The organism is Kribbella sp. NPDC002412 (genome assembly GCF_053592935.1).
This window is the reverse complement of the sequence record NZ_JBSFBL010000011.1, coordinates 43,575-60,320: the sequence shown is the minus strand read 5'-3', so window position 1 is coordinate 60,320 and position 16,746 is coordinate 43,575. Positions and strand designations below refer to the sequence as shown.

Here is a 16,746-nt window from a genome sequence, read left to right as displayed (position 1 = left end):
GAGGCTGCGGATCGCCAGGCCATCACAATCCACGCCACGACAGCCGCGCGAGCGGGACCGCTGCCGGGTCAGCGCGATTGTGATGGGGTGGCGGTCCGCCTCAGTCGAGTGGGACCGGGCGCGGCGGCACCGGGGTGGACACGACGAACGAGCTGTTCGTGCGGCCGTAGGGACCGAAGCGGTCGAGCAGGTCCTCGAGCTTGTCGATCGCGGGGACCTGGACCCGCATCAGGAAGCAGTCCTCGCCGGAGATCCGGTGGCACTCGACGACCTCCGGTGTGCTCCGGGCCAGCTCGGCGATCCGCAGGACCTGACCCGGCCCCGGCTGGAGCCGAACCCAGGCGGCGACCGGCCGGCCGAGCGCGGCCGGATCGATGTCGAGCCGGTAGCCGCGGATCACGCCGGACTCCTCCAGCCGGGTGACCCGCTCGCGCACGGTCGGCGTCGAGACACCCAGTCGGCGGGCCAGCTCGGCAGTCCGCAGCCGGGGATCGGCCTCCAGCTCCTGGAGAATCCGGATGTTCAACTCATCCAGCAATCCGCTTTTCATTTCGGTAAGCAACTCGGCCTCCTAACCTCCGTATCGACATGGTAACCCCGCTTGATCCTTTCTAGCGTTGTGGGCATGAATCCCCTCGCACTCGGTGCCGCCGGCGTGAGCGTCGTCCTCTGGGCCTCGTCGTTCGTGGCGATCCGGCACCTCGGGACCGAACTGTCGGCCGGTCCGCTGTCGCTCGCCCGGCTGCTGGTCGGGAGCGCCCTGCTGGGACTGCTCCTGCTGGTGAAGCGCGAGCCGTTCCGGATGCCCCAGCGGCGCGACTGGCCGCTGCTGCTGGCGTGCGGACTCCTGTGGTTCGGTCTTTACAACGTCGCGCTCAACGCGGCCGAGCGGCGACTCGACGCGGGTACGGCGGCGATGATCGTCCACATCGCACCACTGCTGGTCGCCCTGCTGGCCGGACTGACGCTGGGCGAGGGCTTCCCGCGGCAGGTGGTCGTCGGCAGCCTGATCGCCTTCGGTGGCGTGCTGGTGATCGGCCTGACGACGTCGACCGGTCGGGCTGAGACCTGGGGTGTAGTGCTGTGCGTGACAGCTGCTGTGTCCTATGCCGTCGGCGTGGTCACGCAGAAGCCTTTGCTGAGTCGACTGCCCGCCGCGCAGGTCACCTGGCTGGCCTGCATCATCGGCACGATCGTCTGCCTGCCGTACACGCCCGGACTGGTCGACGAGATCGGTGCGGCGGGTCCGGCGACGCTGTGGTGGGTGTTCTACCTGGGTGCGTTCCCGACCGCGCTCGGCTTCACGACCTGGGCCTACGCCTTGTCCCGGACGAGTGCGGGTCGCATGGGCGCGACGACGTACCTGGTGCCGATGATTGCCATCCTGCTCGCGTGGGTGTTCCTCGGTGAGACTCCGGCCGGTCTTGCGCTGGCGGGTGGCGCGCTGTGCCTGGTCGGCGTGGCCGTCAGCAGGTCAGAGCGTCGCCGCAAGGTCGCGGAGGTGCCGGTGGATGCCGCTGTAGACGTCGGCCGCCGGTAGCAGGCGCTTCGGGACCTTGGTCACCACGCTGTAGTTGGCGTCGACCACGTTGGCCAGCGGGACCTCGCTGACCTGGCTGAGCAGCTGGTAGGCGTCCAGCTTGTCCAGGCCGTACAGGGACCCGAGCCAGCCGACCATGTCGACCTGTCCGGCCCGCCATGCGTCCTCGAGCGGCCGGCTCGACCCGACCACCGCCAGGTAGTCGTCGTTCTCGATCCGCGGCCAGGCCGGTCCGGGTGTCTTGAGCAGGTCGACGATCAGTACGACGTTCATCGCACCCTCGACCGCGGTCCCGCAGGACTCACCTTCGCCTTGCCGGTAGTGGCCGTCGCCGACGGAGAACAGTGCGCCCTCGACGTTCACGTTCAGGAAGCAGGTCGCGCCGGCTCGCATCTCCGGCGTGTCCATGTTGCCACCGAACGTGTCCGGCACCAGCGACGAGCGCACCTCACCGGCCGCCGGCGCGAGGCCGACCGTGCCCAGCATCGGCTCGATCGGCAGCGAGACCTCGAAGTCGCTGCCCTGCGCCTGGAATCCGACCGTCTGCTTCTCGGTGTTCACCTCGTAGATCCAGGTCCGCTCGGGCAGCGGGTCCTGGAGCGTGGCCGTCCGGTCGGTGCTGGTCAGGCCGCCGAAGAACGGGATCGTCGCGGACGCGCCCCAGCTCCGGGCCGGGGTGAGCTCGACGAAGTGCAGGACCAGGGTGTCCCCCGGCTCGGCGCCCTCGACGTGGAACGGGCCGGTCTGCGGGTTGACGAACGGCATGGTCAGCGATGCGCTCGCGAGGTCCGCCGTACTGCGCAGGCTGCCGCAGAACGCGTCCTCGGTCCAGAGTCGCAACGCTGTCCCCGGCTTGATCCGCCGCACCGGGGCGGCGCCGCCGAAGGTCCAGGCGTACTCGCCGGGCTGGGGCGTGAATTCGACGATGTCCACGAGTCGCAAACCTAAGGTGCCCAGGAGGTGTTGGGCGAGCGATCAGCGGGTTCTCAGGCGATTCTCACAGAGACGGCCTAATCTCGACAAAGATTGAACAGTCCTTCGAGCGGAGCGGGGAACGAGAGATGCGCGTACTGGTGGTGGACGACGACCGGGCGGTCCGGGACTCGCTGCGCCGTTCGCTGGAGTTCAACGACTTCGAGGTGGTGACCGCGTCCGACGGCGCCGAGGCGCTCGCGGTGATCGGCAACGTCGAGCCGGACGTCGTGGTGATGGACGTGATGATGCCGCGGCTGGACGGCCTGGAGACCACCAAGGCGCTGCGCGCGGCCGGCAACAACGTGCCGATCCTGGTGCTCACCGCGCGGGACGCGGTGGCCGACCGGGTGGACGGCCTGGACGCCGGTGGCGACGACTACCTGACCAAGCCGTTCGCCCTCGAGGAGCTGCTGGCCCGGCTCCGCGCGCTGCTCCGCCGCAGCAGCGCGCCCGGCGAGGGCGGCCAGCGCGGCGAGGTGCTGCAGTACGCCGATCTCGTCGTCGACGTGGACGCCCACGAGGTGCACCGCGGCGACGTTCCGATCCCGCTCACCCGGACCGAGTTCTCCCTGCTCGAGCTGCTGATCCGCAACCCGCGCCGGGTGCTCGAGCGCGCGGTGATCCTGGACGCCGTCTGGGGTTACGACTTCCCGACCACCGCGAACTCCCTCGAGGTCTACATCGGCTACCTGCGCCGCAAGACCGAGGTGAACGACCTGCCGCGCCTCATCCACACCGTGCGTGGCATCGGCTACGTCCTGAGAGACACCCCACCGTGAGTTCGTCCGACCCCGACTTCCCGTCGTACACCGATCGCCCGACCCAGCAGGCCGCGCCGGCCCAGCGCGGGCCGGTTCCAGGCCCGCCGCCGCCAGGCGCTCCGCCGCCGACCGGCCCTCCCGTTGCCAACGGCAACGGGAATCGGGTGGCGGCGACCGCTGCCCAGACCAAGGACTGGTGGCAGGCCAAGCTGCACCGGCTGAGCCTGCACGCCCGCGTCACCCTGCTGGCGGCCGTCGCGGTCGGCCTCGCGGTCGCGATCGTCAGCATCGCGGCGTACATCACCGTGCGGCAGCAGATGTACCAGAACCTCGACGACAGCCTGATCGACCGCGCCGGCGCAGCCGCCCAGAAGGGCGTGCTGACGAACCTGAGCAACCTCGAGCGGGTGCCCTCGGACGCGCTCGGCCTCAGCGACATCCGGGTCGGCATGGTCGGCGCGGACGGGCAGACGTTCGGCGCGCGGAACAGCCTGCTGCCGCCGATCGGCCCGGCCGAGCTCGAGGTCGCCAAGTCCCAGGGCAACGAGGCCAGCCTCCGGACCGTCGGCGTCCGCAACGGCGGGTCGCACTTCCGGGTGGTCGCCGTACCGGCGCGCTACTGCCCGCTCGGCGCGGACTGCCAGGACGATCCGGACCTGTTCCAGCCGGCCGCACTCGTCGTCGCCCAGTCGCTGGGCTCGATCGACCGGACGCTGCACAACCTCGGCGTCGTGCTGTGGGCCTTCGGGCTGATCGGCGTGATCGGCGCCGCACTGGCCGGCAACGCGATCGCGCGGTCCGGCCTGCGGCCGCTGGCGCGGTTGACCGGCGCCGTCGAGCATGTCGCCAGGACCGAGGACCTGAAGCCGATTCCGATCAGCGGGTCGGACGAGATCTCGCGGCTGGCGCTGGCGTTCAACTCGATGCTGGGCGCGTTGGCGCGCTCGCAGGACCGGCAGCGGCGGCTGGTCGGCGACGCCGGGCACGAGTTGCGGACGCCGCTCACCAGCGTCCGGACCAACCTCGACCTGCTCGCCCAGGCGGACAAGCGGGGTGGCCTCCGGCCGGAGGACCGGCAGCAGCTGCTGGACGACGTCCGCGCGCAGATGGACGAGCTGACCACGCTGATCGGCGACCTGACCGAGCTGGCCCGCGACACCCCGCAGGTGCGCAACGCCGAGCTGATCGAGCTGTCCAACGTGGTCGAGGACGCGGTGATGAAGGTACGCCGTCGCGCGCCGGGCCTGGAGTGGGACGTCCAGCTGACTCCGTTCCCGGTGTGGGGCGACGAGCGGCTGCTCGGGCGCGCGGTGACGAACCTGCTCGACAACGCCGCGAAGTACAGCATCCCCGAGGACACCCCCGTACGCGCGGACGGACAGCCGGTCGGCCGGGTCACGGTGCGGCTCCAGGACGGCGTGCTCACGGTGACGGACTCCGGTCCAGGCATCGCCGAGGCGGACCTGCCACACGTCTTCGAGCGCTTCTACCGCTCCAGCGAGGCCCGTAGCCGCCCCGGCTCCGGGCTGGGCCTGGCGATCGTGAAGCATGCTGCCGAGCAGCACGGCGGCATGATCTACGCCCGCAACGCGCCCGGTGCAGGCGCCCAGTTCACGCTGTGGCTCCCGCACGCCGCCACCCAGACCCGCTGAGTCGCAGCCGGCCCCCGGTACGCCCGTACCGGGGGCTTCTGCGTGTCTGAAGACGGGCTGACTGATCCTTCAGGGGATCTTCATGGAGTTCTTCGGTACCTCTGACGGGATCTTCAGGGGCTTCTCAGGTCCAGCCCGCAAAGTATTGGCCATGAACGAGAACCAGCCGCAGCAGCCGCAGAACCAGCCGGGCCAGAACCCGCAGCAGCCGGAGCGGACGCAGCAGTTGCCTGAGCGGACGCAGCAGCTTCCGATGGGTGGCTACGGCCCGCATCAGCAGCAGCAGTTCGCGCCCCAAGGTGGGCAGCCGCGGCCGGGTCAGCACCCGTCGGGCGGGAGTGCTTACCCACAGTTCGGGGCGCCGGGGACGCATCAGGGGACGTCTCCGGGCCCGAACTGGCCCTTCGGTCCGCAGCCCCCGCAGGGCGCCCAGACCGGGGCCCCCGCGTCGTCCGGCGGCAAGCCCAAGCGGCTCGGCCTGGCCCTCGTGGCCGCCACGGCCCTTGTGGTCGGCACCGCCAGCGGTGTCGGCGGGGCCGCGATCTACTCGGCGACGAACGACTCCACCAGCAACACCCCGTCGGTGACCGCTCCGCTGAACGGCAACCAGGCCGCGCCGGCCTCGGCGCCGGACGGCTCGGTGCAGGCCGCCGCCGCGAAGGTGCTGCCGAGCACGGTCAAGATCGCGGTCGCGACGTCGCAGGGCGCGGGGACCGGCTCCGGCATCGTGATCAGCAAGGACGGCCTGATCGTCACCAACAACCACGTGGTCGCGGGCGCCGGCAACGGCGGCGAGATCTCGGTGATCCTGAACGACGGCCGGACGGTCAAGGCCACCATCAAGGGCACCGACCCGCTCACCGACCTGGCCGTGATCAAGGCGGACGCGACCGACCTGACCCCGGCCACTCTCGGCAGCAGCGGCAAGCTCGCCGTCGGCCAGGGCGTGGTCGCGATCGGCTCGCCGTTCGGCCTGGAGGCCACCGTGACCAGCGGTATCGTCTCCGCGCTGAACCGCCCGGTGACGTCGGGCGACAACGAGCAGGACAGCACGACGGTTTTCCCAGCAATCCAGACGGACGCCGCGATCAACCCGGGTAACTCGGGCGGCGCCCTGATCGACCTCGCCGGCCAGGTGGTCGGAATCAACAGCGCGATCAAGACCGCCGGAGGATCGGGACAATCCGAAGGCGGCAACATCGGCCTGGGCTTCGCAATCCCGATCGACCAGGCCAAGCCGATCATCGACGAGCTGGTGGCCAAGGGCAAGGCCACGCATGCGCGGCTCGGCGTCCAGGTCGGCGACGCGCAGTCTTCCGGCGGGCTCCCCAACGGAGCACGCCTCGGCGAGGTGACGCCTGGCGGTGCGGCGGACAAGGCCGGTCTGCAAGCGGGTGATGTGGTGACCGCTGTGGACGGCAAGGCGATCGCGTCAGGGGACGCGTTGGTCGCCGCGGTCCGTTCGCACCGCCCGGGCGACGAAGTGAAGATCACGCTGACCCGCAACGGCCAGTCTCAGACGGTGACCGCCACCCTCGGCTCCGACAACGGCAACCCCACCGGCTGACCCAAACCCTCCCCGACCGGGACTGCGGCCGCCCACCGAGCGGCCGCAGTCCCTTTGTTTATTGACGTGCGGCCCAGCTGTCCGGACGCTACGGTCCGGCCATGGGATTTTCTCGGGGGCGGCCGCCGTACGTGGCTGATGAGCGGACGCAGCTGGTCGGGTGGCTGGACATGCAGCGGGCGCTGGTGCGCTGGAAGCTGGAGGGGCTGGCCGAGGGGGATGCGTACCGGGCGGTGCTGCCGACGTCGCCGTTGATGACGCCGGCTGGGCTGGTGTCGCACATGCGGTGGACCGAGCACTGCTGGTTCAACGTGCTGTTCCTGGGCGAGTCGTACGCGGGGAACCCGCAGTTCCAGGACGAGCCCGAGGACGCCGACATGATCGTGGACGGCGTACCGCTGGGTCAGCTGCTGGACGAGTTCGAGGCGCAGTGCAAGGAGTCCAACGAGATCGTCGCCACGCACTCGCTGGACGACGTCGGCAAGCACCCGGACTTCAGCGCGGCACAGGCCACGCTGCGCTGGATGCTGATGCACATGGTGGAGGAGACCGCGCGGCACGTCGGCCACCTCGACGCGATGCGTGAGCTGCTGGACGGGCGGAAGGGGTACTACTAGATGTCATGAGTGTGGAGATCCGGCGAGCGGGTGAGCGGTTTCAGACCTCGAGTGCGTGGCTGGACTCGCGGCACTCGTTCTCGTTCGGGCCGCACTACGACCCGGCGAACATCGGGTTCGGCTTCCTGGTCGCGCACAACGACGACACCGTTGCCCCCGGCACCGGGTTCGACACGCATCCGCACCAGGACCTGGAGATCGTGACCTGGGTGCTGCGTGGCACCCTGGCGCACCGGGACTCCGAGGGCCACACCGGTATCGTGCACCCAGGCTTGGCGCAGCGGATGAGCGCCGGCTCGGGCATCCGGCACTCCGAGTGGAACGACGGCGACGAGCCCGCGCACTACGTGCAGATGTGGGTACGCCCGGAGGAGTTCGACCTCACGCCGTCCTACCAGCAGGCTGCCGTGGACCTGTCGTCGGGTGAACTGGTCCCGATCGCGTCCGGCCTGCCGAAGCACGCGAGCAGCACCGCGACCACCATCAACCAGAGTTCCGCCGGGATGTCGGTGGCCCGGCTGGCTCCGGGTCAGGCGGTCGGCTTGCCGGCGGCGCCGTACGTGCATCTCTTCGTTGCCGAGGGCACCGTGAGCCTCGAAGGCGCCGGCGACCTCGGTACGGCGGACGCCGTACGCCTGACCGGGGTCGACGGACCCCGCGCCACCGCGGGACCCGACGGGGCCGAGCTGCTGGTGTGGGAGATGTACTAGTCCCGCTGCTCGCTCATCGTCCAGACGTGCCGGAGGGCCTGGCCGGCCACGCCCTCGGGGTTCTGCGCGAAACCTTCCACGAACTGGCTCATGTGCTGCTGCCAGCGCTGGTCGACCGGGTCGTCCTTCAGCTTCGCGACGGCGGCCTCGAAGTCGTCGCACACGACCAGGTGGAACAGGTCTCGGCCGCTGCGCCAGATCGACCAGTCGTCGATGCCGGCGGCGCGCATCACCGTGATCAGTTCGGGCCAGACGCGGGCGTGCTCGAGCTCGTAGGCCTCTTCGGTGCCGGGGATCAGCCGGCTGTGCAGAGCTAGGCGGGTCGTCACAAGGGAGCAGAATACGCCGGGTGACGGCGCCGCGGTGACCGAACCGTTACCCGTCCCGATGGCTGGATTCCTCGACGGGGACGGTGATCGGCTGGCAGGTTTGGGGCTCGATTCGGACAACGTCTTCCCGGAGGCCTGATGCTGCAGCGGACCCGGCCTGCTGGTACGCCGACCTGGGTGGACCTGGCCGCCGACGACCCGGTGGCGGCGAAGGCGTCGTACGGCGAGCTCCTCGGCTGGACGTTCGACCGGGCCGACCGCGGGAACTACTGGACGGGTTCACTGGACAGCCATGACGTCGGCGGGATCGGCTCGAAGAGCAGCCGAGAGCTGCCGAGCCGCTGGACGACGTACCTGGCGACCGACCAGCTGGAGCGGACGCTCGCCTCGGTCGTGGCCCACGGCGGCCGGGTCGTGCAGGGGCCTTACGACGTCGAGGAGCAGGGGCAGCTGGCGATCGCGGCCGATCCGGACGGGGCGCGCTTCGGCTTGTGGCAGGCGGACGAGCACAGCGGGACGCCGCGCCGTACCGATCCTGGATCGCTGGTGTGGAGTGAGGCGCTGAGCCGGGACTTCGAGGCGGCGAAGGCGTTCTACGTCGCGGTGTTCGGCTACGAGGCGGAGGAGATCGGCGGCGACGGTCCGCGGTACGCCGCCTTGTACGCCGGTGGCCGGCCGGTCGCCGGGGTCGCCGAGCTGCACCCGGACCTGCCGGCGGGATCGTTGCCACCGCAGTGGCTGCCGATCTTCTCGACCGCCTCCACCGATGCGGCGGTCGCCACGGTGTGCGCGGGCGATGGGCAGGTCGTCTGCGAACCGTTCGACACCGACTTCGGCCGGATGGCGATCCTGGCGGACGCCGAGTCGGCGCCGTTCGCGGTCATCACGCTGGGCTGACGCGATTCGTCCTGCCTCTTGCCGTGATTCACCGCGGCGATCGATTGCTGCCCGATCAGGGAATTTGCCGATCACCGCCAACCCCGGAGGCAGAGGGCGCGTCGTAACTTGAGTGGCTTGAGTAGTTTCGCCCTCGTGGGGCGAGTGCCACACGCCGAAGACTGTCCCAGGTCTCCATCCGTCGTCGTGCGAGAGTTGAGAACGTGAAGCGAACCACTGCGATCGTCTGTCTGAGTAGTCTGCTGATCACCGCCGGTTGTTCGGACAGCAAGTCCGGCAGCGGCCCAGCGGATCCCAATGACGAGAAGCAGGCGTCCGCCGAGGTGGTGAAGCAGTTCGCCACCGCCTGGGTCGCCGCGTGGGCCCCGGACGGCAAGCCGGACGCGGCCGGAGCGCTGACCGACAACCCGACGGTCTTCGCCAAGCGGCTGGACGATGTCGACTCCGCACTGGTCGCGAGCACCGTGAAGGTGACACCGCAGGGCGACCCGGACTGCACCGACGGGAACACCTGCACGCAGGAGCTCGCGGTCGAGGCCGAGCTGCGTGGCATCGGCACGATGAAGTGGACCAGTACGGCGACCGCCGTGAAGGTCAACGACGCCTGGAAGATCAAGGCGGCCGGCGACACCATCTACCCCGGGCTCGGGGACGCGAACTACCTGAAGCGGGTCCGCGCACTGCCCGCGCGGGCGTCGATCCTGGACCGCAACGGCACCGCGCTGACCGCGAACCGGCAGGTCGTCATCGTCGGTGTCGCGTCCGGCGCCAAGGCGACGGCAGCGACGTACGCCGCCTTCACGAAGTATCTCGACGTGGACGGCGCGAAACTCGCCGCCCGGGCCAAGGCCGCGCCGGCCGGCCAGTTCGTCGACGCGATCACCATCCGCGCCGAGGAGTGGGAGAAGCTGCGGCCGACGATGGGCAAGCTGCCCGGCGTGCTGACGATGGGCGGCACCCAGTCGCTGCCGCCGACCGCGTCGTTCGCGCGGTCGATCATCGGCACGATGAAGACCGCGACCGAGGAGACCCTGAAGAACGCCGGCCCGACCGCGTCCGCGCAGGACCAGGTCGGCACGACGGGTCTGCAGTACGCGTTCCAGCAGCAGCTCGCCGGGACGCCGGGCGGGACGGTGACGCTGCGGGACGGCAAGACCAAGATGACGATCAAGACCGTCTTCAGCCAGAAGGGCACCGCCGGGAAGCCGGTGAAGACCACGCTGGACACGAAGCTGCAGGTTGCCGCCGAGGCCGCGCTGGCGACGAGCAAGCTGCCCGCGTCGCTGGTCGCCGTACAAGCGTCGACGGGTCAGATCCTGGCGGCGGCGAACGGGCCGCAGCCGACGAACTACAACCGCGCCTTCCAGGGCCGCTACGCCCCGGGCTCGACGTTCAAGATCGTCACGTCGGCGGCGCTGCTGGGCAGTGGTGAGACCGCCGCGACCTCACTGCCGTGCACGAACACGATCACCGTGTTCGGCAAGTCGTTCAAGAACTACGACGGCCTGGCGGCGTACGGCGCCGGCACGATGCAGAAGGCGTTCAACGAGTCCTGCAACACCGCGTTCATCTCGCAGCACGGCCGGCTGCCGAAGGACGGGATGACCAAGGCGGCCGCGATGTTCGGCCTCGGCCCGGACCTGAACCTGTCCATCCCGGCGTACGGCGGTTCGGTGCCGGCGCCGAAGGACGATGTCGCCGAGGCCGCGTCGATGATCGGCCAGGGCACCGTGACCGCGAGCCCGCTCGGGGTCGCGATGATCGGTGCGGCGGTCAAGAACGGGACCGCGATGAAGCCGGTGCTGGTCCCGGAGAAGGACGCCGCCGGGCCGGCCGCCTCTCCGTTGCCACCGGCAACCGCTGCGGCGCTGCGCACCTTCATGCGGACCACCGTCACCGGCGGTACGGCGAAGGTGCTGGCCGGCAACGGCGCGGTCGCCGCCAAGACCGGCACCGCCGAGGTGGTCCAGAACGGCAAGGTCGTCACCAACGGCTGGATGGTCGGCTACCGCGGCGACGTCGCCTTCGCCGTCATCGTCGAAGGCGGCGAATCCGGCGCCAAGGCCGCCGGCCCGATCCTGAAGAACTTCCTCGGCCGCTTCCAGTAGGACTTCCCTGAGAGTTCCCTGAACTCGCGGTGCTTCGGGGAAAATGTCACTTAGGGTGGCTGGATGGAGAGTTTGACCTGTCCCAAGTGCCGAGGCGCGATGCGTACCTACGAACGCAGTGGCGTCACCGTCGACCAGTGCAGCGAGTGCCGCGGGATCTTCCTGGACCGTGGTGAGCTGGAGCGGCTCGTCGACGCCGAGCTGAAGTACAACGCACCGCAGCCTCGCCGCGAGGAGAAGCGGTACGACAACGACCGCCGGGATTACGACGACCGCCGGGGGTACGACGACCGCCGCGGCGACGACCGGCGCCGGTACGACGATGACGACCGGCGCTACGACCCGCGGTACGGCAACCAGGGCCACCCGCGCAAGAAGAAGAAGTCCTTCCTGGAAGAGCTCTTCGACTGATCCCGGTTCCCGGCGCTGTGATCGCCCGTCATCGACGCGCGGCGATCACAGTGCCCTGCGCGACGGCGCACAGCGTGGCGGCGCCGTCGCCGTCGACCGTCGACAACTCGCAGGTGCAGGTCGCCTGCCGGCTGCCCGCGTACGCGACCTTCGCCTCCGCGCGCAGCACCGCGCCCTGGGCCGGGCGCAGGTAGCTGATCGTGAAGCCACCGGTCAGCACCTCGGGTCCCAGCGCCGATCCCGCCGCGAACGTGATCGCGTTGTCGGCCGCGTAGCCGACGACGCCGCCGTGCAGGAAGCCGTTCTGCTGCTTGAGGTCGTCGCGGATGTCGAGCTCGAGGGTCGCCCCGCCGTCGCCGAAGGCGGTCAGCCGGGCGCCGACCAGCACGCTGAACGGCTGCGCGGCCAGGGCCTTCTCGGCCAGCTCGTAGGTCAGCTCCATCCGTCCAGGTTAACCGGCGGGTAACCCTCAGTGCTGCCGAGCGTGCAGGGCCGGTTCGCGCTCCTCCTCGGTGGTGCCACCCCAGACGCCGTACGCCTCCCCGACGACCAGGGCGTGCTCGCGGCACTCACGGCGGACCGGGCAGGTCCCGCAGAGTGACTTGGCGAGCGTCTCGCGGGCGTGCTTGCGCAGGCCGCGCTCGGACTCGGCGGCGAAGAAGAGCTCCGGGTCCACGTCGCGGCACGCGGCCTCGTCCTGCCAGGCCCAGTTCTCGATCAGCGGGTACGGCAGACCGACCGGCGCCTTTGCCACTGCGCCTGCGGGCGGTTTGCGCCGTCTCATCCCGGTTCCCTCACCTGCGTCCTCATCACGTGTTCTGGTACCCGTCGCGCAAACGCCGGGGCAGTAAGGTCGGCAGATGAGCACGCCGCCGCCCGTCACACTCCGTCCGATGACCGAGGCCGAGTTCGAGGCCTGGAAGCACCGCAACGCCGAATCGTTCGCCGCCGGGATGGGACCGGCCCGCGGGCTGACCCCGGAGGAGGCGATCGAGGTCGCACACCGTGAGGTGCAGAAGCTGCTGCCCGACGGCCGGGACACCGAGGACCACGTGATCTGGATGGCCTGCGACGGCGACGAGCCGGTCGGCAGCCTGTGGATCACCACGAAGCCGCGGATCCCGTTCATCTTCGGTCTCGAGGTCGACGAGAACCACCGCGGCAAGGGCTACGGCCGCTCGATCATGCTGGCCGGCGAGGAGGAGGTCCGCCGCCGCGGCCACACCCAGCTGGACCTGAACGTCTTCGGCAACAACAGGACCGCGATCAACCTCTACACCTCGCTCGGCTACACCGTCACCTCACAGCAGATGCGCAAGAAGCTCTGAGCGTCGCCCGGGCTTGTCGGCGGGCTGTGGTTACCTGTGGGGTATGAGCTGGTGGGTCCTGCACGTGGACATGGATCAGTTCATCGCGGCTGTCGAGATCCGGCGGCGCCCGGAGCTGGTCGGGCTGCCGGTGGTGGTCGGCGGGTCCGGGGATCCGACGCAACCACGGCAGGTCGTGGCCACCGCGTCGTACGAGGCCCGTGAGTTCGGTGTGCACTCGGGGATGCCGGTGCGGGCGGCGTACAAGAAGTGTCCGCAGGCGGTGTTCCTGCCGTCGGACCCGGCCGCTTACGAGGCGGCGTCGACCGAGGTGATGGACACGCTGCGTGCGTTCCCCGTGGTGGTCGAGGTGTGGGGCTGGGACGAATGCTTCGTCGGCGCCGAGACCGACGATCCGGAGCGGCTGGCCGCGGAGCTGCGAGCGGCGGTCGCCGAGAGTACGACGCTCACCTGCTCGATCGGCATCGGCGACAACAAGGTCCGCGCCAAGCTGGCGACCACGTTCGCGAAGCAGCCGCGGTCGCACGCGACACCCTTCGAGGAAGCCGGTGCGGCTCAGGTCGACGGCGTCTACCGCCTCACGGCCGCGAACTGGCGGGAGGTGATGAACCACCGGGCGGTCCGGGAGCTGTGGGGTATCGGCAGCCGGATGGAGCGCAACCTGAACGAGCTCGGCGTCGTCACCGTCGCCGACCTCGCCGCCGCGGACCTCGACGTGCTCCGGAAACGGTTCGGCCCGAAGATGGGCGCCTGGTACGCCGCCCTCGGCCGCGGACTCGGTGACACCCAGGTCACCGACGTCCCCCGCGAGCCGGTCTCCCGCAGTCGCGAGGAGACGTTCCCCGAGGACCTGGCCGAGCGCTCGGAGATCGTCGAGCAGGTACGCCGAATCGCCGTCGAAGTGACCCGGGACGTCGTGGCTGAGGGCCGGAGCATCCAGCGGATCGCGGTGAAGGTCCGGTTCAAGAACTTCTACACCCCGATCAAGAGCCGCAAGCTCCCCGAGATCACCCAGGACCCCGAGGTGATCGCGGCGGCCGCGCTGGCGGTCCTGGAAAAGTTCGACCTGAATCGCCCGGTCCGCCTGCTGGGCGTCCGGGTCGAGTTCGCGACTGGCTAGAGGTTGTAGGTGCGGGTGGCCGTGGTGTTGAAGACGGCCTCGCGGTCGGCTGGGCTGAGGGTGGCAGTGAGGGTTTCCGCGGTGCTGACGACGTCGGCGTACGACGCGGCGAGCAGGCAGACCGGCCAGTCGGAGCCGAACATGGTCCGGCTCGGACCGAAGGCTTCCAGGACGGTGTCGGCGTACGGCTGGAGGTCAGCGGGCTTCCAGGTGGACCAGGGGGCCTCGGTCACCATGCCGGAGAGCTTGCAGGTCACGTTGGGGAGCGCGGCCAGCTCGCGCAAGTGACCGGCCCAGGGCTCGAGCGGCTCGCCGATCACGGGTTTGGAGATGTGGTCGACGACGAAAGTGAGGCCGGGATGAGCTCGCGCGGTCTCGATCGCGGCGGGCAGGTGCGGGGTCTTGGTGAGCAGGTCGTAGACCAGGCCGGCGTCCGCGACCGCGGCCAGACCGCGTTGCACCTCGGAGCGGAGCAGCCAGTTCACGTCCGGCTCGTCGTGGACCTGGTGGCGGATCCCCTTCAGATACGAGCCATCCGGTCGCGCGAGCAACCCGGCCAGGACGTCGGCGATGTCGGGAGCGGTGAGGTCGACCCAACCGACCACGCCGGCAACCAGATCGTTGCTGGCAGCAACCTCCAGGAACTCCACGGTCTCCTCGACCAGCCCGACGGTCTGGACCAGCACGGTCGCGGTGACGTCGGCCGCCGCGGCCAGTGGGACCAGGTCGTCGATGCCGAAGCTGCGCCGGATCGGGTCCATCTCCGGACCGGCCATCCAGCTCTGCTCACGGACGGTCAGGTCCCAGACATGATGGTGAGCGTCGACTCTGCTCATGCGACCCGCCTGTCGTCGATTGCGTCACTGTCCCAGTCGATCCCGAGCCCGGGCGTGTCCGGAGCCACCGCGTGACCGTTTGCGACAACCATCTCGGAGCGCGTGATCGCCCGCAACTGCGGGATGTGCTCGACGTACCGGCCGTTCGGTACGGCGGCCGCCAGGCTGACATGCAGTTCCATCAGGAAGTGCGGGCAGACCTCGAGGTTGAACGCCTCGGCCAGGTGCGCGACCTTCAGCCACGGCGTGATCCCGCCGACCCGGGCCACGTCGACCTGGACGATCCCGGCTCCGCCGGCGGCGACGTACTCCCGGAACTGCGACACCGAGTACAGCGACTCGCCCACCGCGATCGGGATCGAGGTCGACTCCGCCAGCCGGACATGGCCGGTCAGGTCGTCCGCAGGGAGCGGTTCCTCGAACCACGACAGGTCCACGGCTTCGAAGGCAGCGGCTCGCCGCTTGGCCTCGGCGTACGTCATCGACTGGTTCGCGTCGACCATGATGTCCAACGACGGTCCGACCGCGTCGCGCACCGCCTGCAGCCGCTCGAGATCCTCGTGCACCCGCGGCTTGCCCACCTTGAGCTTGACGCCTGGCCAGCCGGCTTTCTGCGAGGCCAGCGCCCCGGCGACCAGTTCGTCGGTTGTCAGGTGCAACCAGCCGCCCTCGGTGTCGTACAGCGGCACCCGCTGCCGGTACCCGCCCGCCAGCCGCCACAACGGCTCGCCGGCCCGAAGGCACCGCAGGTCCCACAAGGCGGTATCCACCGCCGCCAGCGCCAGGGAGGTGATCGCGCCGACCGTGGTCGCGTGCGTCGACCAGAACAGGTCCGACCAGATCGCCTCGACGTTGCGCGCGTCCGCGCCGGCCAGGCGCGGCAGCAGATGGTCCCGGAGCAGGGCGAGTACGGCGGTGCCGCCGGTGCCGATCGTGTAGGAGTACCCCAGTCCGCTGAGCCCGTCGGCCGTCTCCAGCGAGACGAAGATCGTCTCCTGCTTGAGGAACGACTGCACCGCGTCGGTCCGGACCGTCTCGACCTCGAGGTCGACCAGGAACGCCTCGGCCCGGACGATCGCAGTACTCACCGTGGTGCCTCCCAGATCCTATAGGATATTGCGAAGCTGATGCTGCCGCTTCACACTGGAGCCGTCAAGTGTGGGGCAGAATGAGAGCCCTCTGGGAGGAGCCGACGGTGACGGATGCGCATGTGGGTCTGGCGGGGCAGCTCACGCGCCTGCCGCAGCGACAGGTGCTGAGCGACGACGTCTACGAGACGGTCAAGGGCCTGATCATGGACAGCGTGGTCGAGCCCGGCACCCGGCTGAACATCGACGCGCTGACGCGGGAGCTGGGTATCTCGCAGACCCCGATCCGGGAGTCGCTGGCCCGGCTGGAGTCCGACGGCCTGGTGATCAAGGAGCCGCTGCGCGGTTACCGGGTGTCGTCCCGGCTGACGCCGGCCGAGTTCGAGGACCTGTTCGAGTACCGGCTGCTCATCGAGCCGTGGGCGGCGGGCCGGGCCGCGGAGCGGGCGAGCACCGAGGACCTGTCCCGGCTCAAGGCCGAGATGCTGAGCTACACCGACGTACCGGACCGTCCGGCGTACGAGAGCTACCGGGCGATGGCCGCGCACGACCAGCGCTTCCACGACCTGGTCCTGGAGCTGTCGGGCAACGAGACCGCGCGGCTGTCCTTTGCTCGGACACACTGCCACCTGCACCTGTTCCGCCTGTACTACGGTGGCGGCATCGCGACGAAGGCGTTGCGTGAGCACAAGGCAGTCGTGACCGCCGTCCGGAAGGGCGACGCGGGAGAAGCGGCCGACGCGATGCGGTCGCACATCGAGGCCTCCCGGGCTCGGTTGCGGCCGATGTTCGACAAAGAGTGATCCG

Annotated in this window: 19 protein-coding genes; 12 read left to right on the top strand and 7 right to left on the bottom strand. The window is 69.9% G+C overall.

The features are described 5' to 3' along the window. Nucleotides 1-100: 100 nt before the first annotated feature. Nucleotides 101-550 (bottom strand): Lrp/AsnC family transcriptional regulator, encoded by a 450-nt coding sequence (locus ACWCOV_RS11685; RefSeq protein ID WP_449829201.1) that lies wholly within the window; start codon nucleotides 548-550, stop codon nucleotides 101-103. A 75-nt stretch (nucleotides 551-625) separates the two neighbouring features. On the opposite strand from ACWCOV_RS11685, the gene ACWCOV_RS11680 reads away from it, so the two are divergent. Further along, nucleotides 626-1,540, top strand: a complete 915-nt coding sequence (locus tag ACWCOV_RS11680; protein ID WP_449829200.1) for a DMT family transporter — start codon at nucleotides 626-628, stop codon at nucleotides 1,538-1,540. On the opposite strand, the gene ACWCOV_RS11675 is transcribed toward ACWCOV_RS11680, so the two are convergent. Beyond that, nucleotides 1,475-2,473, bottom strand: a complete 999-nt coding sequence (locus ACWCOV_RS11675; protein ID WP_449829199.1) for an acetamidase/formamidase family protein — start codon at nucleotides 2,471-2,473, stop codon at nucleotides 1,475-1,477. The two genes, ACWCOV_RS11680 and ACWCOV_RS11675, sit on opposite strands and share 66 nt — an antisense overlap. Before the next feature lie 128 nt (nucleotides 2,474-2,601). Here ACWCOV_RS11675 and ACWCOV_RS11670 point away from each other — a divergent pair, with 128 nt between their 5' ends. The 5 genes from ACWCOV_RS11670 (at nucleotide 2,602) to ACWCOV_RS11650 (ending at nucleotide 7,822) form a co-directional block, all read left to right on the top strand. Then, nucleotides 2,602-3,294 (top strand): response regulator transcription factor, encoded by a 693-nt coding sequence (locus ACWCOV_RS11670; RefSeq protein WP_449829198.1) that lies wholly within the window; start codon nucleotides 2,602-2,604, stop codon nucleotides 3,292-3,294. Next, on the top strand, nucleotides 3,291-4,928 hold the full coding sequence (locus ACWCOV_RS11665) for a sensor histidine kinase (protein WP_449829197.1): 1,638 nt from the start codon (nucleotides 3,291-3,293) through the stop codon (nucleotides 4,926-4,928). The genes ACWCOV_RS11670 and ACWCOV_RS11665 overlap by 4 nt, the downstream gene beginning before the upstream one ends. Nucleotides 4,929-5,079: 151 nt before the next feature. After that, complete coding sequence (locus ACWCOV_RS11660) at nucleotides 5,080-6,495, top strand: trypsin-like peptidase domain-containing protein (RefSeq protein ID WP_449829196.1); 1,416 nt, start codon at nucleotides 5,080-5,082, stop codon at nucleotides 6,493-6,495. Nucleotides 6,496-6,596: 101 nt separating this feature from the next. Next, entirely contained in the window at nucleotides 6,597-7,112 is a 516-nt protein-coding gene (locus tag ACWCOV_RS11655; protein WP_449829195.1) for a DinB family protein, read from the top strand. Between the two features lie 5 nt (nucleotides 7,113-7,117). After that, a complete protein-coding gene (locus tag ACWCOV_RS11650; RefSeq protein ID WP_449829194.1) occupies nucleotides 7,118-7,822 on the top strand; it encodes a pirin family protein in 705 nt (234 codons plus the stop codon). Here ACWCOV_RS11650 and ACWCOV_RS11645 read toward each other — a convergent pair. Next, nucleotides 7,819-8,151 (bottom strand): L-rhamnose mutarotase, encoded by a 333-nt coding sequence (locus ACWCOV_RS11645; RefSeq protein WP_449829193.1) that lies wholly within the window; start codon nucleotides 8,149-8,151, stop codon nucleotides 7,819-7,821. The genes ACWCOV_RS11650 and ACWCOV_RS11645 overlap by 4 nt on opposite strands. Before the next feature lie 138 nt (nucleotides 8,152-8,289). Between ACWCOV_RS11645 and ACWCOV_RS11640 the strand changes: the two genes are divergently transcribed. The 3 genes from ACWCOV_RS11640 (at nucleotide 8,290) to ACWCOV_RS11630 (ending at nucleotide 11,567) form a co-directional block, all read left to right on the top strand. Further along, complete coding sequence (locus tag ACWCOV_RS11640; RefSeq protein ID WP_449829192.1) at nucleotides 8,290-9,048, top strand: VOC family protein; 759 nt, start codon at nucleotides 8,290-8,292, stop codon at nucleotides 9,046-9,048. Nucleotides 9,049-9,251: 203 nt separating this feature from the next. Further along, the gene (locus ACWCOV_RS11635) at nucleotides 9,252-11,156 is read left to right on the top strand and encodes a penicillin-binding transpeptidase domain-containing protein (RefSeq protein ID WP_449829191.1); all 1,905 of its coding nucleotides are present in this window, start codon (nucleotides 9,252-9,254) and stop codon (nucleotides 11,154-11,156) included. A gap of 63 nt (nucleotides 11,157-11,219) precedes the next feature. Further along, a complete protein-coding gene (locus ACWCOV_RS11630; protein ID WP_449829190.1) occupies nucleotides 11,220-11,567 on the top strand; it encodes a TFIIB-type zinc ribbon-containing protein in 348 nt (115 codons plus the stop codon). Nucleotides 11,568-11,595: 28 nt separating this feature from the next. Here the strand turns inward: ACWCOV_RS11630 and ACWCOV_RS11625 are convergent, their stop codons facing one another. Further along, nucleotides 11,596-12,009, bottom strand: a complete 414-nt coding sequence (locus ACWCOV_RS11625) for a PaaI family thioesterase (protein WP_449829189.1) — start codon at nucleotides 12,007-12,009, stop codon at nucleotides 11,596-11,598. Nucleotides 12,010-12,036: 27 nt separating this feature from the next. Then, nucleotides 12,037-12,351: a WhiB family transcriptional regulator gene (locus ACWCOV_RS11620; RefSeq protein WP_360514274.1), complete on the bottom strand. Its 315-nt coding sequence runs from the start codon at nucleotides 12,349-12,351 to the stop codon at nucleotides 12,037-12,039. Between the two features lie 109 nt (nucleotides 12,352-12,460). Between ACWCOV_RS11620 and ACWCOV_RS11615 the strand changes: the two genes are divergently transcribed. Together ACWCOV_RS11615 and ACWCOV_RS11610 are read left to right on the top strand one after the other, a co-directional pair. Further along, a complete protein-coding gene (locus ACWCOV_RS11615; RefSeq protein WP_449829188.1) occupies nucleotides 12,461-12,895 on the top strand; it encodes a GNAT family N-acetyltransferase in 435 nt (144 codons plus the stop codon). Between the two features lie 43 nt (nucleotides 12,896-12,938). Beyond that, a complete protein-coding gene (locus tag ACWCOV_RS11610) occupies nucleotides 12,939-14,015 on the top strand; it encodes a DNA polymerase IV (RefSeq protein ID WP_449829187.1) in 1,077 nt (358 codons plus the stop codon). Here ACWCOV_RS11610 and ACWCOV_RS11605 read toward each other — a convergent pair. Further along, complete coding sequence (locus ACWCOV_RS11605) at nucleotides 14,012-14,851, bottom strand: amidohydrolase family protein (RefSeq protein WP_449829186.1); 840 nt, start codon at nucleotides 14,849-14,851, stop codon at nucleotides 14,012-14,014. The genes ACWCOV_RS11610 and ACWCOV_RS11605 overlap by 4 nt on opposite strands. Then, nucleotides 14,848-15,939 carry a mandelate racemase/muconate lactonizing enzyme family protein gene (locus ACWCOV_RS11600; protein WP_449829185.1) on the bottom strand — a complete coding sequence of 364 codons (1,092 nt, stop codon included), beginning with the start codon at nucleotides 15,937-15,939 and terminating at the stop codon, nucleotides 14,848-14,850. The genes ACWCOV_RS11605 and ACWCOV_RS11600 overlap by 4 nt, the downstream gene beginning before the upstream one ends. A 107-nt stretch (nucleotides 15,940-16,046) precedes the next feature. Here ACWCOV_RS11600 and ACWCOV_RS11595 point away from each other — a divergent pair, with 107 nt between their 5' ends. Next, a complete protein-coding gene (locus ACWCOV_RS11595) occupies nucleotides 16,047-16,742 on the top strand; it encodes a GntR family transcriptional regulator (RefSeq protein WP_449829184.1) in 696 nt (231 codons plus the stop codon). The last annotated feature ends 4 nt before the right edge of the window (nucleotides 16,743-16,746 follow it).